This is a genomic window from Actinomyces succiniciruminis (genome assembly GCF_900002405.1).
Taxonomy (GTDB): Bacteria; Actinomycetota; Actinomycetes; order Actinomycetales; family Actinomycetaceae; genus Actinomyces; species Actinomyces succiniciruminis.
Window position 1 is genome coordinate 16,721 of record NZ_LK995499.1, and the last position, 17,939, is coordinate 34,659.

17 protein-coding genes are annotated in these 17,939 nt (G+C 71.0%); 2 read left to right on the top strand and 15 right to left on the bottom strand.

Annotated features, from left to right (window positions below; translation table 11 throughout):
• Positions 1 to 3: 3 nt before the first annotated feature.
• Positions 4 to 531 carry a hypothetical protein gene (locus BN1056_RS07290; protein WP_210580087.1) on the bottom strand — a complete coding sequence of 176 codons (528 nt, stop codon included), beginning with the start codon at positions 529 to 531 and terminating at the stop codon, positions 4 to 6.
• Entirely contained in the window at positions 528 to 1,298 is a 771-nt protein-coding gene (locus BN1056_RS07295) for a DUF2637 domain-containing protein (RefSeq protein ID WP_210580089.1), read from the bottom strand. The genes BN1056_RS07290 and BN1056_RS07295 overlap by 4 nt, the downstream gene beginning before the upstream one ends.
• A gap of 939 nt (positions 1,299 to 2,237) precedes the next feature.
• Between BN1056_RS07295 and BN1056_RS07300 the strand changes: the two genes are divergently transcribed.
• On the top strand, positions 2,238 to 2,786 hold the full coding sequence (locus BN1056_RS07300; RefSeq protein WP_210580090.1) for a hypothetical protein: 549 nt from the start codon (positions 2,238 to 2,240) through the stop codon (positions 2,784 to 2,786).
• The gene (mobF, locus tag BN1056_RS07305; protein ID WP_210580092.1) at positions 2,783 to 6,553 is read left to right on the top strand and encodes a MobF family relaxase; all 3,771 of its coding nucleotides are present in this window, start codon (positions 2,783 to 2,785) and stop codon (positions 6,551 to 6,553) included. The genes BN1056_RS07300 and mobF overlap by 4 nt, the downstream gene beginning before the upstream one ends.
• 55 nt (positions 6,554 to 6,608) lie before the next feature.
• Here the strand turns inward: mobF and BN1056_RS07310 are convergent, their stop codons facing one another.
• The 13 genes from BN1056_RS07310 to BN1056_RS07370 all read right to left on the bottom strand — a co-directional run.
• The gene (locus BN1056_RS07310) at positions 6,609 to 7,172 is read right to left on the bottom strand and encodes a hypothetical protein (RefSeq protein WP_210580094.1); all 564 of its coding nucleotides are present in this window, start codon (positions 7,170 to 7,172) and stop codon (positions 6,609 to 6,611) included.
• Positions 7,173 to 7,201: 29 nt separating this feature from the next.
• Complete coding sequence (locus BN1056_RS07315; RefSeq protein WP_210580096.1) at positions 7,202 to 7,684, bottom strand: hypothetical protein; 483 nt, start codon at positions 7,682 to 7,684, stop codon at positions 7,202 to 7,204.
• The gene (locus tag BN1056_RS07320) at positions 7,677 to 7,826 is read right to left on the bottom strand and encodes a hypothetical protein (RefSeq protein WP_210580098.1); all 150 of its coding nucleotides are present in this window, start codon (positions 7,824 to 7,826) and stop codon (positions 7,677 to 7,679) included. Before BN1056_RS07320 ends, BN1056_RS07315 begins: the two co-directional genes overlap by 8 nt.
• A 276-nt stretch (positions 7,827 to 8,102) precedes the next feature.
• Positions 8,103 to 8,402 carry a glutaredoxin family protein gene (locus tag BN1056_RS07325; protein ID WP_244671573.1) on the bottom strand — a complete coding sequence of 100 codons (300 nt, stop codon included), beginning with the start codon at positions 8,400 to 8,402 and terminating at the stop codon, positions 8,103 to 8,105.
• 5 nt (positions 8,403 to 8,407) lie between these two features.
• Positions 8,408 to 10,198, bottom strand: a complete 1,791-nt coding sequence (locus tag BN1056_RS07330) for a type IV secretory system conjugative DNA transfer family protein (protein WP_210580102.1) — start codon at positions 10,196 to 10,198, stop codon at positions 8,408 to 8,410.
• Positions 10,195 to 11,688 (bottom strand): ATP-binding protein, encoded by a 1,494-nt coding sequence (locus tag BN1056_RS07335; RefSeq protein WP_244671571.1) that lies wholly within the window; start codon positions 11,686 to 11,688, stop codon positions 10,195 to 10,197. The genes BN1056_RS07330 and BN1056_RS07335 overlap by 4 nt, the downstream gene beginning before the upstream one ends.
• An 8-nt stretch (positions 11,689 to 11,696) precedes the next feature.
• A complete protein-coding gene (locus BN1056_RS07340; RefSeq protein ID WP_210580106.1) occupies positions 11,697 to 13,160 on the bottom strand; it encodes an SCO6880 family protein in 1,464 nt (487 codons plus the stop codon).
• Position 13,161: 1 nt separating this feature from the next.
• Positions 13,162 to 13,392, bottom strand: coding sequence for a hypothetical protein (locus tag BN1056_RS07345; RefSeq protein WP_210580108.1), 231 nt, complete (start codon positions 13,390 to 13,392; stop codon positions 13,162 to 13,164).
• Positions 13,393 to 13,571: 179 nt separating this feature from the next.
• Positions 13,572 to 13,841, bottom strand: a complete 270-nt coding sequence (locus BN1056_RS07350; protein ID WP_210580109.1) for a hypothetical protein — start codon at positions 13,839 to 13,841, stop codon at positions 13,572 to 13,574.
• Positions 13,841 to 15,496: a TrbL/VirB6 family protein gene (locus BN1056_RS07355; RefSeq protein ID WP_210580110.1), complete on the bottom strand. Its 1,656-nt coding sequence runs from the start codon at positions 15,494 to 15,496 to the stop codon at positions 13,841 to 13,843. The genes BN1056_RS07350 and BN1056_RS07355 overlap by 1 nt, the downstream gene beginning before the upstream one ends.
• Positions 15,497 to 15,615: 119 nt before the next feature.
• On the bottom strand, positions 15,616 to 16,395 hold the full coding sequence (locus BN1056_RS07360) for a hypothetical protein (RefSeq protein WP_210580111.1): 780 nt from the start codon (positions 16,393 to 16,395) through the stop codon (positions 15,616 to 15,618).
• Positions 16,396 to 16,442: 47 nt separating this feature from the next.
• Positions 16,443 to 17,435: a C40 family peptidase gene (locus BN1056_RS07365; RefSeq protein ID WP_210580112.1), complete on the bottom strand. Its 993-nt coding sequence runs from the start codon at positions 17,433 to 17,435 to the stop codon at positions 16,443 to 16,445.
• Between the two features lie 8 nt (positions 17,436 to 17,443).
• A partial coding sequence (locus tag BN1056_RS07370) for a hypothetical protein (RefSeq protein ID WP_210580113.1) occupies positions 17,444 to 17,939 on the bottom strand: 496 nt, incomplete at its 5' end.

Below are 17,939 nucleotides of genomic sequence, written 5' to 3' on the forward strand. Positions count from 1 at the left end.
TGTTCAGTCCTGGAGGGCCCGGCGGGCCCTCACCCTGCTCCACAGTCGCGGTGACCACCACGACCGAGCTCCTGTAGCCGCCCGCCGCACCACGGCGCGCGGCCAGCGCCACGCAGCCGCTACGGTGCCGCGCGCCGTCTCACGCGCCTGCGCGACGGCACCGAGCAGCGCCAAGTCGCGCGCGTCCCGGTCCCGCATCTCCTCATACCGCTGCGGTCCCCACGGACGATCTGCTGCCACCGTCGTACCGTCGGCGTGGATCCGCACCCACCGGCCATCGACGCCGACGTCGACGGCGCGTCCATGGTTGGCGGCTAGCCCGACCAGTGCGTCGACCAGCCGGCCGGCCGGCACCACGTCGACCACCGCCGCCTCCAGCGCATCGGTGATTACCCATCGCTCGCCTTCACCGCCCGCACTGTCCTCTTCTTCGTACGGGGTGGCCGTATAGACGGGGGTCGGCTCCACCGCCGGCACCGGCCTCCTCCGTCTGTCGCGCAGTAGGTGCTTGTGCTTCACGTGCGTCGTCATGCCCGCTTCCTGTCCTGTTCAGTGTTTTGCGTTGCCAGGCGTAGGCGCGGGCCGTCGGCGTTGTGGTGCTTGCGCAGCGCGGCCAGCCGCCGGCGTCCGGTGGACGCCGAGCAGCCCAGCAGCTCGGCCACCATCGCCCCGGTCACCGTGGCCCCGGCCTCCTCCTTGGCACGTACCCACTCCTCCAGGCCCACCCTGGCCTCCTCCTCGCGGGCCGCCGGCACCGGCTCGTCGCCGTCACCGGCGGGCAACTGTGCCGGTTCAGCGGCATCTGGCGTGGGGGCACTGGGGAGAGCTTGATTCGCCGTCTCCTCCTGTTGGGCGGTCAGCGTCCCCGCGACCTCGACGGCGGTGTCGGTGGGCTTCTCCAGAAGCAGGACCGTCAGGTGCGTCATCGCCAGCAGCACCACGGGGGCGACCGCGGCGGCCGCGGCGCCGGCGATGCCGTGGCCGGTAGCCACGGCATGCACGCCGTTAGACCCCACCGAGACCACGGCGCCGCCCGCCAGCAGCGTCCACGCGTACCACACCGCCCGGCTGCGCAGCTGCGACAACCTGACCACAGCCAGCGTGGCCTCAATGATCAGCCCGTCGATCAACAGCGGCCAGATCCACGCCAGCCCGTCCGGCATACCCACCCGCACCGCGAGATCCCGCAGCGCCGTAAAGCTCAGCACGAATCCGCCGAGCCCCAGCGCCGCGGTCCCGGCCACCGCAAGACGGCCGGCCATGCGCCCCATGCGGCCACCACCCATACCCACTCCCATCCAGTTGCCTGCCCTGTCACCCCTGTCCACGACCATCAGGACCACCCCGGCCGGTCGCCTGCAGCCCCCTGCCCACCTGTGGACGCCGCCGGCTAACGCCGGGGCCGGCGGCGACGCACAGGATGGACAGCGGGACCCGCCCGGGGCCGATGGACAGCCCAGCGCCGCCGCGGGCTCCGCCCACGACGCGGCGGCGCGGCCTGCCCCACAGCCCCTCAGCCAGCAGGCCATCGGCACCATTGCGCTTTCTGAACGCCTGCACACAGGCCGCACGTCACCCGAGCATCCGGAGGTGGTCACAGTTGCGCTCATGCGGCCTGTGCACAGCCTCCCCGCCGTCACGCGCCCAGTCACCTGGCGTAGGCCGGTCGCTCCCGTAAACGGGGTTGTGGATACCAGCAGCGTGCAGCCCCCTGCCCACATGTGGACGGCCCGGCGAATGGAGGGGCCGGCCCGCCCACATGATGGACAGCGGGACCCAAGCGCCCGGGGGCGTGGACGCCTCGCGCGCGGCCCTGTCTGCGCCAGCGGGCCGCGATGCGCGACTCGCCCACACCCCACTAGTTAATCCGCACTCACCTTCCCCGCCGACCGCTCACGCCGTGGCCACCAAATCCCCGGGCCCACCAAACGGGGCCGATCACCTCCCGTCTCGACTCCCACCCGAGTCGGCTACCAGCCCACTCACCCAAACCCGCCCAGTCACCACACACCACCAACCGCCAACCAACCAGCGCCCACACGCAGGCAACCCCAGCGCCCGATCAAAGCCCGCCCAAGCGCTACGAAGGACTCTTCCCGGACCCTTACGAGCCCGAGAAGAGATAAATCAAGGCACATCTGGCACTGCGCAACGAAAATGCCGAAGTGTCGGGGTCTGCGTGGTCCGCCCGGTCATGGACAGGAGCGACAAGACCGGCGCCAACGAAGGACCCGATAGTGATTCAGATCACATGCGTGCAGTGTGGGCGGACCATGACCGCCTCCCGCCGCAGCAAACGCTTCTGCTCTCCCGCGTGCCGACGACAGTGGGGCCAGCAGCACCAGCGCGAGTGCGCCGGCTGCGGCAACCTGTTCACGCCCCGTAGCCCGGTGCAGCGGTACTGCAACGCGGGCTGCCGTGAGCGATCAGGCAGGCGTCGCCGCTACGCCGCCGCGCGCGAGGCCGAGGGCGGCCAGGTGCGCACCTACCGGCGACCGGACGCGCGCACCACCGCCGTGACGACTGCGCGGTGCCCGGTGTGCGCACGCACCTTCGCGCCCTCGCGCACCAGCCAGGTGTACTGCTCGCCCGAATGCCGGCGTGCGCGCGCCAACGCCGCACGCACGCGCGCCGCGTCTCTGACCCCGACTGCGCGCGCATGCGACGCGATCGCCCGCCTGCACGTGCCCGACGGTGACGGCCAGTGCGCCGAGTGCGCGCACCCCTGGCCGTGCGAGACCCGCCGCCTCGCCGACATGACCACTGACAGTGAGGAGCGTGCGTGATCACGGTCAAGCGCCTGTACGACGTCGGCTCCGGCGGCATCGTCGACTACCTGATCGACTCCGTCGCCGACGGCGGCCCCGCCGTGCACGCCCACTACGAGGGCACCGCCTACTACACGCAGGCGGGCACACCGCCCGGCCGATGGCTGGGCTCCGGCCTGGCCGGCCTCGCCGACGGCGAGGGCCTGGAGGCGGGCTCCACCGTGAGCGCCGATCAGCTGCGCGCGCTCATCGAGGCCGGTGAGGACCCGGTGACCGGTCAGCCGCTCGGCCGGCGCATCGCCGCACCTGTCAACGCCGCCGCCAGGGTGCGCGCGCTCGTGCGCGCCCTGCCCGCCGACCTGAGCGAGGCCGAGCGCGCCGCGCGCACTGCGCAGATCGAGCGCGAGGTCGCGCGCACCACCCGCTCGCGCGCCGTGCACGGCCTGGACTTCACTTTCGCGCCACCCAAGTCTGTGTCGACCGTGTGGGCGCTCGGTGACGCAGGCGTGCGCGAGCAGGTCGAGGCAGCACACCGGGACGCGATCGACCACGTGATCAGCGTGATGGAGGCGCACTCCATCCGCACCCGCATCGGCACCGGGGGAGTGGTACAGACCGAGACCCGCGGCATCGTCGCCGCCGCCTTCGACCACTACGACAGCCGAGCCGGCGACCCGCACCTGCACACGCACCTCGTGGTCGCCAACCGAGTGCAGGGCCCGGACGGCAAGTGGCGCACCCTGGACTCACACGGCGCGCTGCTGCCCGCCCAGGTCGCCCTGTCCGAGGCCTACGACAACTACCTGATGGACAGCGTGAGCGCGAGGCTCGGCGCCGAGTGGTCGGTGCGATCCATCTCCCGCACCGGGCGCGAGCACTGGGAGATCGACGGCGTCACCGACCGCCTCCTGCACCTGTTCAGCCGGCGCCACACTGACATCGAGGCGGCCCGCGAGCAGGTCGACGGCCCCGGCCACTGGGACGCCGACGCCAAAGCGTGGGGCGCCACCCGCCAGGCCAAGCAGCACCGGTCCCTTGCCGACCTGACCAGCCAGTGGCGGCAGCAAGCCGCAACGGTCACCGGCGGCGTCGACCCGCTGCGCGGCGTGCTCGGCCGGCCCCTGCCCGCTCCGGGCACACTCGCCGGCGCCCCCGGCACCCGCACCCACCCCATGCGCGCCGCCGACCTGGCCGCCGACGACGTCGACCAGCTGGCCGCCCACGTCATCCAGGAGCTTCAGCGATCGCGGCCGTCGTGGACCATGTGGAATGTGCGCGCCGAGGCGCAGCGCACCTGCCGGCGCCTGCGCATGGAGAGCCCCGCCCAGCGCGACCAGGTCACCGAGGCCGTCGCCACGGCGGCCATCGGCATGAGCGTACGCGTCGACCACGCCCAGCGCGCTCACACCCCCGCCCGATACCGCCGCGCCGACGGCAGCAGCCGGTTCATCCCCGAGCACTCCGAGATCTACACCGCCCAGGCCCTCATCGACGCCGAGGACGCCCTGATACGCATGGCCGACGACGCCACCGGCCCGCGCCTGCCCGACCTGGACACCAGCCGCCCGGTAGCCGGCCGCCGCCAGCTGACCCAGGACCAGGCTGACGCCATCCGATCCGTGGCCACCAGCGGCCGGCGCCTGGACGTCATGGTCGGGCCCGCCGGCGCAGGCAAGACCACCGCGCTGCGTGCCCTGACCGACGCGTGGCAGCAGCACGGTGGCAGGGTCACTGCCCTGGCCCCTTCCTCGGCGGCCGCCGAAGTCCTCGCCGAATCCCTTGGCGCCCCGGCGGAGAACATGGCGATGTGGCTCACGCTGCGCAAGGCCGACGCCGACCGGCAGGCCACCATCCAGGCACTCAAGGAAGCCGATGACCGGCTCGCCTCCGGTGCCCGGGCCAGGCAGGTGCGCCGTGACCTCCAGGCCGTCGACCCCGACGCCTTCACCGGCCTGCCGGCACTCGCCCGCAGGCCCGCCCTCCAGGCGGCAATCCGCTCCCGCATCGCCTCCCTCCAGGCCGTCCCCGAGCGGGCGCCCCTGGCGCAGGGCGACCTGGTGATCGTCGACGAGGCCTCCATGGCTGCGACCCTTCCGCTTCATGAGATCGCCGCCCAGGCCGACGCCGTAGGCGCAAAGCTCCTGACGGTCGGGGACCCCGGCCAGCTCGCAGCCGTCGAGGCCGGCGGCGCGTTCGGCATGCTCGTCGACCACCGGGATGTGCCCACCCTGGCCACCATCCACCGCTTCGCCGACCAGTGGCAGGGGCCGGCGTCGCTAGCACTGCGCGCCGGTGACCATCGTGCGATCACCACCTACGCCGACGCCGGCGCGATCACCTCCGGCAGGCTGGACCAGGTGGTCGACCAGGTTCACGCCGCATGGCGCGCCGAGACCGCCGCCGGCCGCACCTCCCTGATGATTGCCTCCACCAACGAGCTCGCCGCCGAGCTTGCCGGCAGAGCCCGCGCCGACCTGGTCGCCGACGGCACCGTGCGTGGCCGCGAGGTCGGCCTGGCCGACGGCAACCACGCTTCAGCCGGCGACACGGTCGTCACCCGCCTCAACGCCCGCCATCTGCGCTCGGGCGACCACTGGGCCCACAACGGCGCTACCTGGCACGTGGTGGCCGCCGCGGCCGACGGCGCCCTACTGGTCACCCCCACAGCCGACCCGGCCGCCGAGGCGATCCACCTGCCCGCCCAATACGTCCGCGAGCAGGTCGAGCTCGCCTACGCCACCACGATCCACCGGGCTCAGGGCCGCACCGTCGACGACGCCCACCTCGTGGTCGATCCCTCCTCCGGGATCGGCCGGGAGGGCCTCTACGTCGGCCTCACTCGTGGCAGGCACCGCAACATCGCCCACGTGGTCACCGACCCCGAAGACCTCACCGACGACCTGCTGACCAGCCAGCAGCCGGCCAGTGCCGATGAGATCCTCGCCGCGGTCCTCGACCGGTCCTCCGCCCCGCTCACCGCACGGCGGGCCGCAGACCAGGCCGCCGAGCAGGCCGAGTCGATCGCGCAGCTCGCCAACGAGTACACCACCATCGCAGCAGGGGACGCCGCATGGGGGTGGGAGGGCGCGCTGGAGGCCATCCTGCCCGCCCAGGCCGACGCACTCATGGCCGACCAGTGGGCCGACGCGCTCACTCGGGAGCTCGACCGGGCCGCCCGGGCCGGCGTCGACGTGCGCACCGTCCTGCCCTCACTCGCCCAGCGGAGCCCGCTCGACCCAGCTCACCCTGCCGCCGACCTGACCCGCCGCGTCCGGCAGGTCCGCACCCGGGCAGAGCACGGGCGCCGGCGCCTGATCGTCGGTCTCATCCCCGCCGCCCCGCCGGCCACCGACCTCGACGTGGCCCGGGCCCTGGCTGAGCGCGAGCAGCTCATCACCGCCAGGGCCGGCAAAGTCCTCAACCAGGCCATGGCCGCCGGCGAGACCTGGACCGCCAGTCTCGGCAGGCCGCCGGCCGACCCGCAGGCCAGGGCCCGGTGGCTGCAGGCCGCCCGCACCGTCGCCGCCTACCGCGACCGCTGGCAGGTCACCAGCCCGAAGCCCGCCCCCGGGCAGGCATACGAGCTGGAAGCCATGGAAGACCCGCTCGGTGTGCGCACCGCGTCGACCAATCGCGTCCAGGCCGAGGACCGCCGGCGCGCCGCCTACGCCCTCCGACAGGCCCAGACGATCGCCGCCGGCCGGGCCCGGCCGGCTCCGTCGATTGGTACTACCGACCGAGAGCGTCGGCCCCGCCCAGAGCGGGCCCCCGAACCCGACCTGTAAACCACACCAGCCCGAACAATAGTGTTCGGGCTGGTGTGGTTTTCGTCGACGAAACCTATGGGCGGGGGCCGAGGTCGCGCGACACCTCCAGTAGCTCCGTGAGGTCGGCCGGCAGCGGCCGGTCCGTAGGCCGGCCGACACCAGTGGCGTCCACGACCTCCAGCCCTGCCGTCACGGTGCGGAAGGCGTTGCCGGCTTGGATGCGCGCCCACGGAAGGAGCCACAGCTCCACGTCCCTGGCGTCGTCCGCCACCAGCACGCGCGCGCCGGCGTCGACCACCGCCCGGCCCGCCCGGGCGACAAGTAGGCCGCCGTCAGTTACCGCGGCCGTGCCGCCCGCCAGCACGGTGTGCGAGCCGGGGCCGGCTGCCACGCGGCCGCCCGGCGCCACGCGCTTACGCCCCCAAGAGGTCACGGCCGGCCCGCCAGACACCAGGACCTCCGCCTCACCGTCCGTGGCCACGCCGTCGGCGCCGGTAGCCGGCGGTCCGGGAGGCGGTGGGCAGCGCAGGCAGGCGCCGTGTCTCATCGTCTCCTCGGTGCGGCGGCGGCGCAGGCGCTCATCGGGCAGCCACGCCAGCTCCAGCACCTCTGTGTGTCCGCAAGGCCAGGCGATCACGGCTCGGGAGTAGTCGGGGGAGTGGTCGATCAGGCGTCCGTCGCCCGTTCGGCTGTCTCCTGCACCTGCTGACGGTAGGCGGCCAGTGCCCGGTCCTGACATGCCTGCCACGTGTCTGAGTCCTTCCCGGCCTCCGCCATGTCGGTCGCCCAGCTCGGGGGCGTCAGTGGTGCGTGATGCGTATCGGTGCACGCACAACCGCCGAATAGTGTCCGCAGCTCCTCGCGCACGTATGTCAGATTATGGTGCCAGCCGATCAGCGCCTCGCCGACCTGAGCCGGGTGCGTCGCTATCAGATACGACCGGTGCAGCGCATCCAGCAGCCGTACCGCCCCCTCGTGCTGCTCCCAGCATCGGGGGATGCTCCCGACACTCCTGTGGCCGTAGGCGACGATCAGCTTGGCGACCCAGATCCGCAGCTCTCCCAGCGTCTCAAGTCGCTCATCGGGCGTCATCGCCCACCAGTCGACTGTAGGTGCGAACGGAACGTCAGCGTCAACGCTCTCACTCATTGCCTGCTCCTCCCATCGTGGCCTTGAGTTGCCGAATGATTGTGCGGGTCACCGCCGCCCGGTGGCCCTTGGCGATCAGCCGCTGCCACGCAGGAGAGGCGTCGATCACCCGGTGCAGTGCCTCGTGGCAGGGCCGGCACATCGCCATCAGCTCCTCATGACGCTCATGGCCCAGCCTCCTGTAGGACAGGTGGTGAAGGTCCCCGGCATCCGGTCTCCAGGGCCGTGCGCACAGCGCACACCACACGCCCCCGGCGCGGGCGGTCTCCTCCCGCACCCACTCCCTGCGCCTCGCCCTCCACGCCGGGGACGCCATCCACGCCGCATACCGTGCCCCGGCGGCCGTCCGGCTCCTCGTGCGCAGCGGCCTGACCCGGTGCCGCAACCCACCGGTGCTCCTGGTGCTCGCAGGCATCGTTCACATCCCCGGGCTCATCGCGAACTCGCGCGTCGGTGTAGCGGCCGGCCGGGACCGGCCGCCGACATCAGGGGGCAGTGCACCGATCCGATCCTTACGGAACCCGGCCCACGCGTCCCGATCCGTCGTCACGATCGGCAAGCTGCGCTCACCCAGGCGCCCGGCGATCTCCTTCGCCTTGCGTGCAGCCGCCGGATCGGCGCTGATATCCCGCCACGCGAAGTCCACGCCCCGCGCCGTCAGAGCCCGCTTCGTGGCAAAACAGGCCCCACATCCGGGCCGCCCGTACACGACAACCATCTTGTTCACTCCTCACTCTCATTGACGGTTGCGCCTGTGAACGCCATTCGTACCGGCGCCTGCTCGGTCACCGGCCGCCGGCGGCCCCGCCGGCCTGCCCTTGACTCCAGGTCCCGGCCCTCCACGATGACGGCCGGCGCAGACCCCTTGAGCAACAAGGCCGTGCCCTTGGGCAGCTCGCGCAGCTGCGCCCCGGTCATGATCCTCTCCTCGGCCTCCGCCCACGAAGTGGAGGTGCCCCACGCGCTGTGCCCGGTGGACACGGTGCGCCGGCGCACGTCCCGCTCACCGACCGCGGCCGTGATCTCAGCCAGCGTCTCGCTCCTGGTGGCCCCACCCAGGATCAGCTTGGAGGTCGCTGAATCGAAGAGCGCGTCCGCCGCGTCCTTGCCCAGCCGGACGGCCGCCTGCGCGCGGGACTGCTCCACGATCACCGTGGTCACATTCGATCCGCCGCCGGCGCTCATCATCGTGCCCAGGCTCGGCAGCGCCGCAATATTGTTGATCTCATCCAGCAGCAAACCCAGGGGTGGCGTAAGCCGGTTGCCCGCCGACTTGTTGGCCATGGCCATGGCCGCCGCGTACACGTCCTCAATCAGTGCCGCGACCAGTGGGGCGCTGGTGGCAGCCGCGTCACCGACGATGTACAGGGTGCCGCGCCGGCCGACGAAGTCCGCGATATCAAGCTGCTCTCCCGGGGCCGGCGAGATTGCCTCCCGGACCGCAGGGTCCATCAGCGGCTCCGATATGCATGTGCGCACCGTCGCCCAGATGTTCGCCACCGTGCGGTCGTCCCCCGTCATCGCACTGGCCAGCTGGTCAGCCCAGCCCGGGGCCGCCTGTGGGTGGCCGGCCAAGATCGACACTGCCTCCTGCGCCAGGCCCGGACGGCTCGCCCACCTGGCCAGCGCATCCACATCCACCTCACCCAGGGCGGCCGCGTGCAGCAGCGGGGCGATCACCATGCGCGCATTGCCGCCCCAGAACTCATCGTTACCGGTGCCCCTGGTACCGCCGTTGGCCGCCAGGGCCCGCGCCCGCCGCATCGCCGTCTCAGTATCCTCGCATCCCCGCCACAGCGACCAGCGGATCGACGCCCGACGCAGCACGTCGCCGGCCTGGCCGACCGCATCGATGCCGGCCGGCGCGAACACCGCCACCGGCCCCACCTGGGCACGGTCCAGCACGGTACCCAGCGCGGTCTCCGCCCTCACCGACGTGGTTACCACCGCGCCCGGGTACTCCACAACCACTGGGTCGACGAAGTATCGGCCCTTGCCGGCCCGCGACGGTGCCGAGATCACCATGGAGTCCTCGATCGGGATCCACACCCACACCCCGCGCGCCATTCCGACGCGCATGCCCAGATCCTTCGCCCGGGGCTTGTCCAAGTCTGGGCGCAGCCACCTCATCCGCTCCACCGCGCGGGCCGACAGGTGCCGGCGCACCTGAGCGGCGGTGGCCATGCCGGCCTGCCGGCGCGGGTCCACCTGACGGCGCTGCCGCCGCCCGCCCCACCGGGACCATGCCCACAACACCACCGCTATCACTGCGACAAGCTCGGCCGCCCAGCAGGCCCAGAACAGCCAGGCGGGCATCCCCGCAGCCTGCCACGCCTCGGCCGGGGAGCGGCCGGTCAGTACCCGCACCAGCCCGGTCGGTGCCGACGCCTGCACCGTGCATGCGCCGAGCGTGCAGGCTGCGCCTGCGGCCAGCCGGGCGGTCGCCCCGAGACCGACGCCGGTGCCGATCAGTCCCAGCAGCAGGTACGTGCTCGCATCCTGGTCGCCTCTCATGCTCCTGCTCCCATCCCGGCGTCGGTGTCGGTAACCTGCGCCTCCCACCTGGTGCGCTGATGCCCCACCAGGAAAGTCCTCTTGCCGACCATCCACAGGCCCGAACCGACGATCAGGTGACTGACCGCCCGCACGGCTGCCTCGCTCATCCCCAGGGTCCGGCGGGCCGCCTCCAGCTGGTCCGACTCCTGCCGATACACCACTCGAGTGCTGGTGTCGGCTAGGAGTCCCTCAGCGACCGCGCGCTCCCTCGACCCGGCTGCACCAACCGCGTCCAGGTCGGACAGGCGGTGGATCACGATCACGTTCGCCGTCCCCCACGCCCGGGTGAGCTTGAACTGATCGCGCATGCGGTCCAGCAGGCCCGGCAGCGGCATCAGCCGATGGGCCTCCTCATAGATCATGTACCGCTGGCCCAGGTCCGCCCCCCGCAGCGCCGACTCCATCCACGAGCCAGTACATGTCATCAGCAGCGGCAGGGCCTCCGACCCCTGCGGGATATTGCGCAGGTCCACGCTCATCATCGGCGCAGCAGGGTCAAAGCGCACCGTGGAGGGGCCGTCGAACATGCCGGCCAGGTCCCCGGTGCGCGTGATCCGCTGCAACGCCAGACCGGCGGCACGGCCCATGGCCGCCAGCTGCTCACTGGTGGCCGCCCCGAGTGGCAGGCCCGCGGTCAGCGACGGGGCCAGTAGCTCCTCCACCACAGTGGGGACCAGCGGTACGCCGCCCCGCTTCACGGTCGCGTCGATCGCCGTGTCCAGCGCCGTGTGGTCGTCCTGGTCCAGTGGCCGGCCCAGCAGCGCCGAGGTGAGCGCGCCCAGCAGGCTGTGACGCTGCCGCTGCACCGTCCTGGCCCACAGCTCATCGGTAACGACCTTGCCGTCCAGGTCGCGCTCGGGCCGGCGGCCCTCATCCAGGGGGTTCAGCTTCGCCCCGTCCGCGCCGCCGATACTGATCACGGCTCCGCCGGCCGCCTTGACCACCGGCGTCCACTCACCTTTCACATCACCTGGCACAAAGGTCTTTCGCCCGAACGCCGCGGACCGCAGTGCCAGGCACTTCATCAGCGAGGACTTGCCCGAGCCGATCGCCCCGGACACGGTGATATTCGGATTCGAAATGATCCGCCGTGCATACAGTTCGAACGGGTCGAAGCAGAACGCCGTCCGCGACAGCTTGTCCCAGCCGATATACGCGCCCGCCGAGCCCAGCCCCTCCTCAGCCACGAACGGGTACTGCGTGCGCAGCACACGGGTCGTGGCCCGCTCCGCCCGGGCGTGGGCCGGCACCAGTGACCGGCCCATCCGTGGGCCCGCCTCTCCCTCCGGCGGCAGGTAGTCGCCGGCCCAGATCGCCTTCTGTGCCGCCTTCAGCTGCCGGTCACGCTCGCGCTGCTCACGGCGCATCTCCGCGGCGCGGTGCCGTTCGGCCCTGGACGCCTCCCGCACCTGCGCGCGCGTGCGCTCGCCCGTCACCAGTGTTGCCACTCTCCGGCTCATCGCATCCCCAACCCCAGCGGCAGAGCCGCTGCGTCAAACAACTCGTCCTGCTGCGCATACAGCGTCCTCGGCGTGCACTTTGCCCTGCGGATCGCCGACCGCACGTCCTCCACCGCCCGGTCCAGGGCCTCCCTGTCCGGCGCCGAAACGGCGATCAGCGCCACGTGGTCCATGTCGCTGTGCCCGTCATCCAGGTCCGCCAGGTGCCGCTCGGCCTGGGCACGCTCCCGCCGGTGGATGATCGTGTCCCGCCGCCCGATCTTGCGCCGATCCTCGCGGGCCTCCGCCTCGCGGGCGTCGTCGTGCTGCGCGTCCTTCACAGCCTTCGACGTCTCAATCGGCCTATAGATCAGGGACATCGACAGCTTCACCCCCGGCACCAGCACCAGCGGGTGCAAAAACCCCGGGACAACCTTCAGCCTCGGCCACCGACCAACTTGCAGCACCTGATGCCACCCCGTATCCGTGTGCATCGACGCCCAGCCGTCATCCACCGCCATCGCGCCCGCGTCCGGCAGGTCCCCAGCCTCCTCCGGGTGCCGCTGCAGACGCACCGCCAGCCCGGGGTCATAGGCAGTGCGAATCACCACCGCCAGCTCCGACGGCGTGATCCACCCACGCGACGTCAGCCCAGCCGCGGGAAGGTGGTCTTCCAGCAGCCGCATCCGCTGCCTAAGCACCGCCGCGCCGCCGCGCAGGCCGCCCCCATAGGACTTGACCGCGCCACTGACCGCATCCAGGTCCAGCGTGATCGTGATCGAGGACTCGTGCTGCTCAGTCGCCGTCGTGCTGCGCCGCAGCAGCGCCTCATAGTTGCGGCGCACCGTCGAGGCCTGCGGCGCCTTGTCCTCCCACTGGTCCCAGTGGGACTGCACGCCGACGCCGCCGTCGGCCATGGACCGCTGCTGCACCTGGATCCGGCACACCCCGTCAGCCTGCCCCAGGCTCGCCAGCAGGTCCGCGTAGCCGGCCGCCATCTCATCCTGCTTGTCCGCGTCCGACATCATGAATTGGCCGTGCGTCACCTTGCACGTAGCCGTCAATGTGTGCTTGTGGGGGTCATGGATGAACGCCGTCGAATCGCGCTCGTCGAGGAACAGCCTTAGTCGTGCCCGGGAGCCCGCCAGGGCCAGCGTGCCCGCGGGGCGCGTGCGCCACACCGGGCGCCGCCACTGGTGCTGCCCCGACACCCGCCGGTAAACATAGGACACCCCGACGGGCATCCAGTCCACCAGCTTTCCACCGGCACCCATCGGTACCAGGCCCAGCACCAACAGCAGCGCCCACACCGGAGCCGTAACCACCAGCCCCCGCAGGCCCCCGGCAATCGGCATTGAGAACACCGCGATCACCGCACCGCCCAGCACGCACACGAGCGCCGGCCCGGACAGGCCCAGCACCACGCCACGTGAGGACCGGCGTGGGAAGATCTCCCCGCGGGATACGGCTGCGCTGCTCATCTCAGATCCCCGAGCCGGCCTGGGCGCCCCAGCGGATCAGCGCGGACGCGCCGCCAACCACGAATGCGGCGATGATCGACACCGCCACCGCGCCCTTGCCGATCTGTGTGGCTCGGCCGTGGTCCCAGAAGTTCCCGCCGGCCCACACCAGACCGCCGATCGCGGCGACCGCGACCAGGCAAACGATGCCGACCGCGACCGTCGACCCCACCAGATCCGTCAGCACATCCATGAACGGCAAGAAAGTCCAGTTCGGCGAAATAGCGGGGTCGTAACCCGTCCCCGCCGGCACTGCCGCCCAGACTGCGTTTCGAAACCTTGCCATGGCCGTCTCCCAACTGCGTGAGTGAGTACAGGCCCGGTTGGCCTGCCTCCTGTCACTCCTGTCCACGACCAGACAGACCACAGCGGTCAGGCCACGGCGTCCACGATCCAGCCGATCAGGCTTGGCAGCGCCGCGACGCAGAACGCGGCGGCGATACTGACCACGACGCCGGCCTTGCCGGCTTGTGACAGGCGCCGGCTGCTCACCCTGCCTCCGGCCCACGCCAGGCCCGACAGGGCCAGCCCTGCCACGCAGCACAGCAGCGCAGCAGCCTGAAGCCCGCCGGCCAAATCGAGCAGGTCGACCAGTTGCTCCCACAGCTCCACGTCCGGAACCACCACGCGCGCGGCGCGCATCAGGCCTCCTCCCAGGCTGAAGACGTTTCCTCATCATCGAAGGGGTCCGCGTAGTAGTCCGGAGCCGGCTGTGCCCCCGGATCGCCGCTATCGTCGCCCCAACTGTTCACGCCGGGGTCATAGCCCGGGTCGTTGGAGTAATCCACCCCGCCCGGCCCGGCCTCGCCGGGTGGGGGAGTGGCACTGTTACCAGCGCGCTCCGCATCCCGCGTCAGCCCGCCATCGTCTCCGCCGCCGTCGCCGCCGGTCGGGGTACTGCTGGACGCAGCTTCGGCAAGCTTTCCACCGTCAGCCCCCGACGACGTGCCCGACGTGCCCGAGGATTCAGTAGAGGCTGCCTCCTCCCCGGCAGCGGCCTCACCACCCGCCGCCTCGCCACCAGCGGCCCCAGCTCCGCCGAGCCCGGCAGCTGCGGCAGCGCCGGCCGCCGCAGCCGCGGCAGCGACAGTCTTGATCGTGTCGCCCACGGTCTCGCCGCCCTCCTCCATGCCGTCCTGCGTATCCCGATGCATGCTCGCGACAGCTGCCTCGCCGGCGAAGTTAAAGAACTTGAAGCAGGCAGCCGGAACGAAGAGCGCCAGCAAGAACATGCCGCCGGCCATGATGATCTGCCCCACCAGCGCATCCAGCGTGTCCGGGGAATCCAAATCCCCCAGCGCGCTAATGGACAAGCCCAGGATCAGCACAACGCCGATCGGGGCGACCAGGATCGCGCCGATCCATCCCAGGATCGTCCGCGGCCACCCCCTCGTCGGCTCGGCCGCCAGCCCAGACCACGCCAGCGGCGACACCGCAACCACGCCGTGCAGCATGATGTTGCGCACCACCATGATCACCATCAGCGCGCACGCGAACAACAGCGTAAAGAAGCACATGAAGCAGAATGCGATCAGCATGAACGAGATCCCCATCGCCGACCCGGCGGCCGCGCCAGTCGGCGAGGCCTCCGCCAACGCACTAAACGTTTCCGAGGACCAGATGTCCACCAGCTTCTGCGACAACACCTCCGTATCCAACTTCAGGTAGCCGACGAAAGCGTTCTTCACGCCGTCGATGCCCTTGGCAATCACCGCGACCACCGGCAAGGTGATCATCGACGCGGCGGTGCCGAACAGGGCGCCTCCCATCGCCCGTCGCAGGCCCGCCAGGCCACGCATCTGGATACTCGTGATCATGATCTGATACAGAGCGAACAGCACCGTTATCGGTATCGCGAACGCCAGCACGCGGCCCGTCCAGGTGTACATGAAATCCGCATCCAGATTCGGCGCATTCACCGCGAATATCAGGGCCAGCGTCATCGACATGATCCAGGCGACCGCCTTGCCCAACGTTGACGCCACCCAGACGGCCGCCTGTTCGAGGGCCTCCTGTACCCATCCCGCTGCGGCGTTATTCACCGCCGAGGCGACAGTACCGACAGGATCGGTGACCACCTTCAGCGTGTCGCTCGTCCTCACGCCAAGATCATGCAGCTTGGTACCGACCCACTTAGCCCCCTCAGTCGTCTTGTCCTTCACCCAGTTCCATCCGTCCCCGAGGATGTCAGCCGGCGCCACCGCCGCCTGCACACCCCCCGCCGCCGGCACCGCCTGCCCGGCGACCACCGACGCAGTCACGGGCGCGGCGGTCGCCTGCGGTGCCAGCACACCCATGGACACGACTACGGCAACTAGCAGCCCAAGCAGCACCCGCCACACAGCCCCCGGCTTCGCCCCTGTCATCGTTGTTATGTCGGTTGCGTTAGTAATGTTGGTTATGTTGCTTGTGGTTGTCACTGTGCCTCACTCCCCAGTACTCCGACCAGCTCGCACATCCCGTCGCAGCGCACGATCATCACGGTGGCTGTGGTCTGTGTGCGCGTCCACCCGGCCACGTCACGCACCGCCTCCACGGTCGTGGTCACCTTCGCCAGCGTCGTCAGCGCGTACAGGGTGTCCCGGTTGCCGATCACGTCCAGGTACACCTGATTGCCGCCGGCGGCGCGCAGCGTGGAGTTGTCAGTCGCCTCCACCGCCAGCACGTCGATCGTGTCCACCTCCCGGGCAGCGATCCGGTAGGACAGCTCATCAGGATCCAGCGAATCCGACACCGACTGCCGCATCACCCTGTGCACCTCCGCGCCCATCGGCCCGTCCTCACCTGTCATCCCGGCCAGCCACTCATCAGTGATCCGCTGCTTCTCCGCCAATGCGTCATCCGGCTGATAGCTGGAGTAGTCGTAGCCGGCCGCAGCCTGCACGCTGGCTGCAAACACCTCCGGATCGGACGTTTCAGCGAATGGTGAGTCGCCCAGGCGCGGCAGGCCGGCGCCGAAGTCCACGCCGGTCGAGCTGGTCACGTTCGCGGAGTTCCCCGGGGCGGCCGACACCGTTGGTGCCGCCGACGCGGGGGCCGGCACGGCCGTCGCCGACGTCGTCCCGCCCACACTGCTCGGGTCGGGCAGCCGATCCGTCGAGGCCCCTAGCGCCAGCCCGGCCACCAGCACCACCACCAGCCCGGCCACCACCAGGCCAGCGGCTTTGACCGGGTGGTCCTTCAGCCAATCAGTCATCTCATGTCCCCTCTCGTTCTCGTCTGGGTCTTGGGTTCTTGGGTTGTTCATTCGATGACCCGTATGTAGCGCGGTGACCCGTACACCGGAATCCGCACCACACCCTGCGAATAGCCCTGCGCACCCACCAGCTCCCCGTTGCCGAGGTAGATGGCGACGTGGCCGGGCCACCACATGATGTCCCCGGGTAGCGCCTCCGCCGCCGACACCTCCCTGCCGGCCGACCGCTGCGCCTCAGACCAGTGCTCCAGCTCGATACCGATCTGCCGATACGCCCCCTGCACCAGGCCGGAGCAGTCCCAGCGATCGGGCCCCTCGGCGCCCCACACATAGGCGTCCCCGACCTGCTGAAGGGCGAAAGTCACCACGGCGTTGCGCTTCTCGTCCAGGCCAGCCGGCACACCGCCGGAGCTGGTGCTGCTGGCGCAGGACACGCTCGACAGGGCCGACACCAGCGTGTCGGCGACCGGCTCCCACCGGTCATAAGCGTCGGGGTACGCCGACCGCTGGACAGTCTGGGCGGCCCGGCCCGGCGCCATGTCCTGCCAGCCGCCCACGCTCATGAGCCGCTCATAAAAGATGAGCGCCGATGTTGCGGGCGTCATCAAGTCCGCCACCGCACCCCAGCCCATCGACGGCCGCTGCTGAAACACGCCAACACTGTCGTAGTTGGAGCCCTCCCCGTCATTGGGCAGGCTCAGTGACTCCGGGACCGCAGGGTTCGCCAGGTTCAGCAGCCTCGTCTCCTGCAGCGCAGTCATCAGGGCGACCACCTGACCCGCCTGGCCAGCGCCCGCCTCGTTGCCGGCCGCGATAATCGCCGCCGCATTCTCCAGCTGCGTCGCGCCCAGCGTGATGGTGGCCCCCGAGGCCGTGGTGGCCTCCAGCGAGGTCGTATCACCCAGGCTCACCGAGCACACCGCAGCCGACGCCTGCTCGCCCTGGTGATGACCGAACATCAACACCGCCAGGATCCCGACACCCGCCACCGGGGTCAGCAGCACCGCAACCACCACCAACACCACCAGCGATGCCCTCACGCCTCTGCTCATCGCGCATCACCCCCACTCGCGCCGTCGGCCGGTCCTGTCACTCCTGTCCACGACCCCGCGGACCACGACCGCCTCCAGTACTGCCTCGACCGGCCGGCCAATTCGGCCGCCACCCGGGCCGCCGCCAGCTGGGCCGGCCCCACGCCGCCCCCAAAGCGCTCCCGCTCGGCCGCCACCGCCTGGGCGCGTGCCCGCCGAGCCGCCTCCAGCCTGGCCCGCTCCGCCAGCACACGCTCATGCTCACGCCGCCGCACCTGCGACGGCGCCGGCAGAGGCTCGCCCGCCTCATCCAGCCACGCCATCAGCCGATACGCCAGCCACCGGGCCGGCTCACGCACACCCCGCGCCCCGCTATGCGGCCACGCCGCCCCATCAGGCCTCCGATCCACCGCCCCGACCAGATCCGACAGACCCCACCCGGCATCCCAGAACGGGCGGATCACGCGCATCACGTACCGGTCCGAGCAGCCCCGCAGCACCACCAGCCGGTCC

Bases quoted from the DNA above. Each gene is read 5' to 3' on its own strand.
- BN1056_RS07355 (WP_210580110.1), bottom strand. From the start codon at position 15,496: ATGGGTGTGCTGGCACCGCAGGCGACCGCCGCGCCCGTGACTGCGTCG.
- BN1056_RS07320 (WP_210580098.1), bottom strand. From the start codon at position 7,826: ATGTGCCGGCCCTGCCACGAGGCACTGCACCGGGTGATCGACGCCTCT.
- BN1056_RS07330 (WP_210580102.1), bottom strand. From the start codon at position 10,198: ATGAGAGGCGACCAGGATGCGAGCACGTACCTGCTGCTGGGACTGATC.
- BN1056_RS07350 (WP_210580109.1), bottom strand. From the start codon at position 13,841: ATGCGCGCCGCGCGCGTGGTGGTTCCGGACGTGGAGCTGTGGGAGCAA.
- BN1056_RS07295 (WP_210580089.1), bottom strand. From the start codon at position 1,298: ATGGGAGTGGGTATGGGTGGTGGCCGCATGGGGCGCATGGCCGGCCGT.
- BN1056_RS07325 (WP_244671573.1), bottom strand. From the start codon at position 8,402: ATGGTTGTCGTGTACGGGCGGCCCGGATGTGGGGCCTGTTTTGCCACG.
- BN1056_RS07340 (WP_210580106.1), bottom strand. From the start codon at position 13,160: ATGAGCAGCGCAGCCGTATCCCGCGGGGAGATCTTCCCACGCCGGTCC.
- BN1056_RS07315 (WP_210580096.1), bottom strand. From the start codon at position 7,684: ATGAGTGAGAGCGTTGACGCTGACGTTCCGTTCGCACCTACAGTCGAC.
- BN1056_RS07290 (WP_210580087.1), bottom strand. From the start codon at position 531: ATGACGACGCACGTGAAGCACAAGCACCTACTGCGCGACAGACGGAGG.
- BN1056_RS07360 (WP_210580111.1), bottom strand. From the start codon at position 16,395: ATGACTGATTGGCTGAAGGACCACCCGGTCAAAGCCGCTGGCCTGGTG.
- BN1056_RS07345 (WP_210580108.1), bottom strand. From the start codon at position 13,392: ATGGATGTGCTGACGGATCTGGTGGGGTCGACGGTCGCGGTCGGCATC.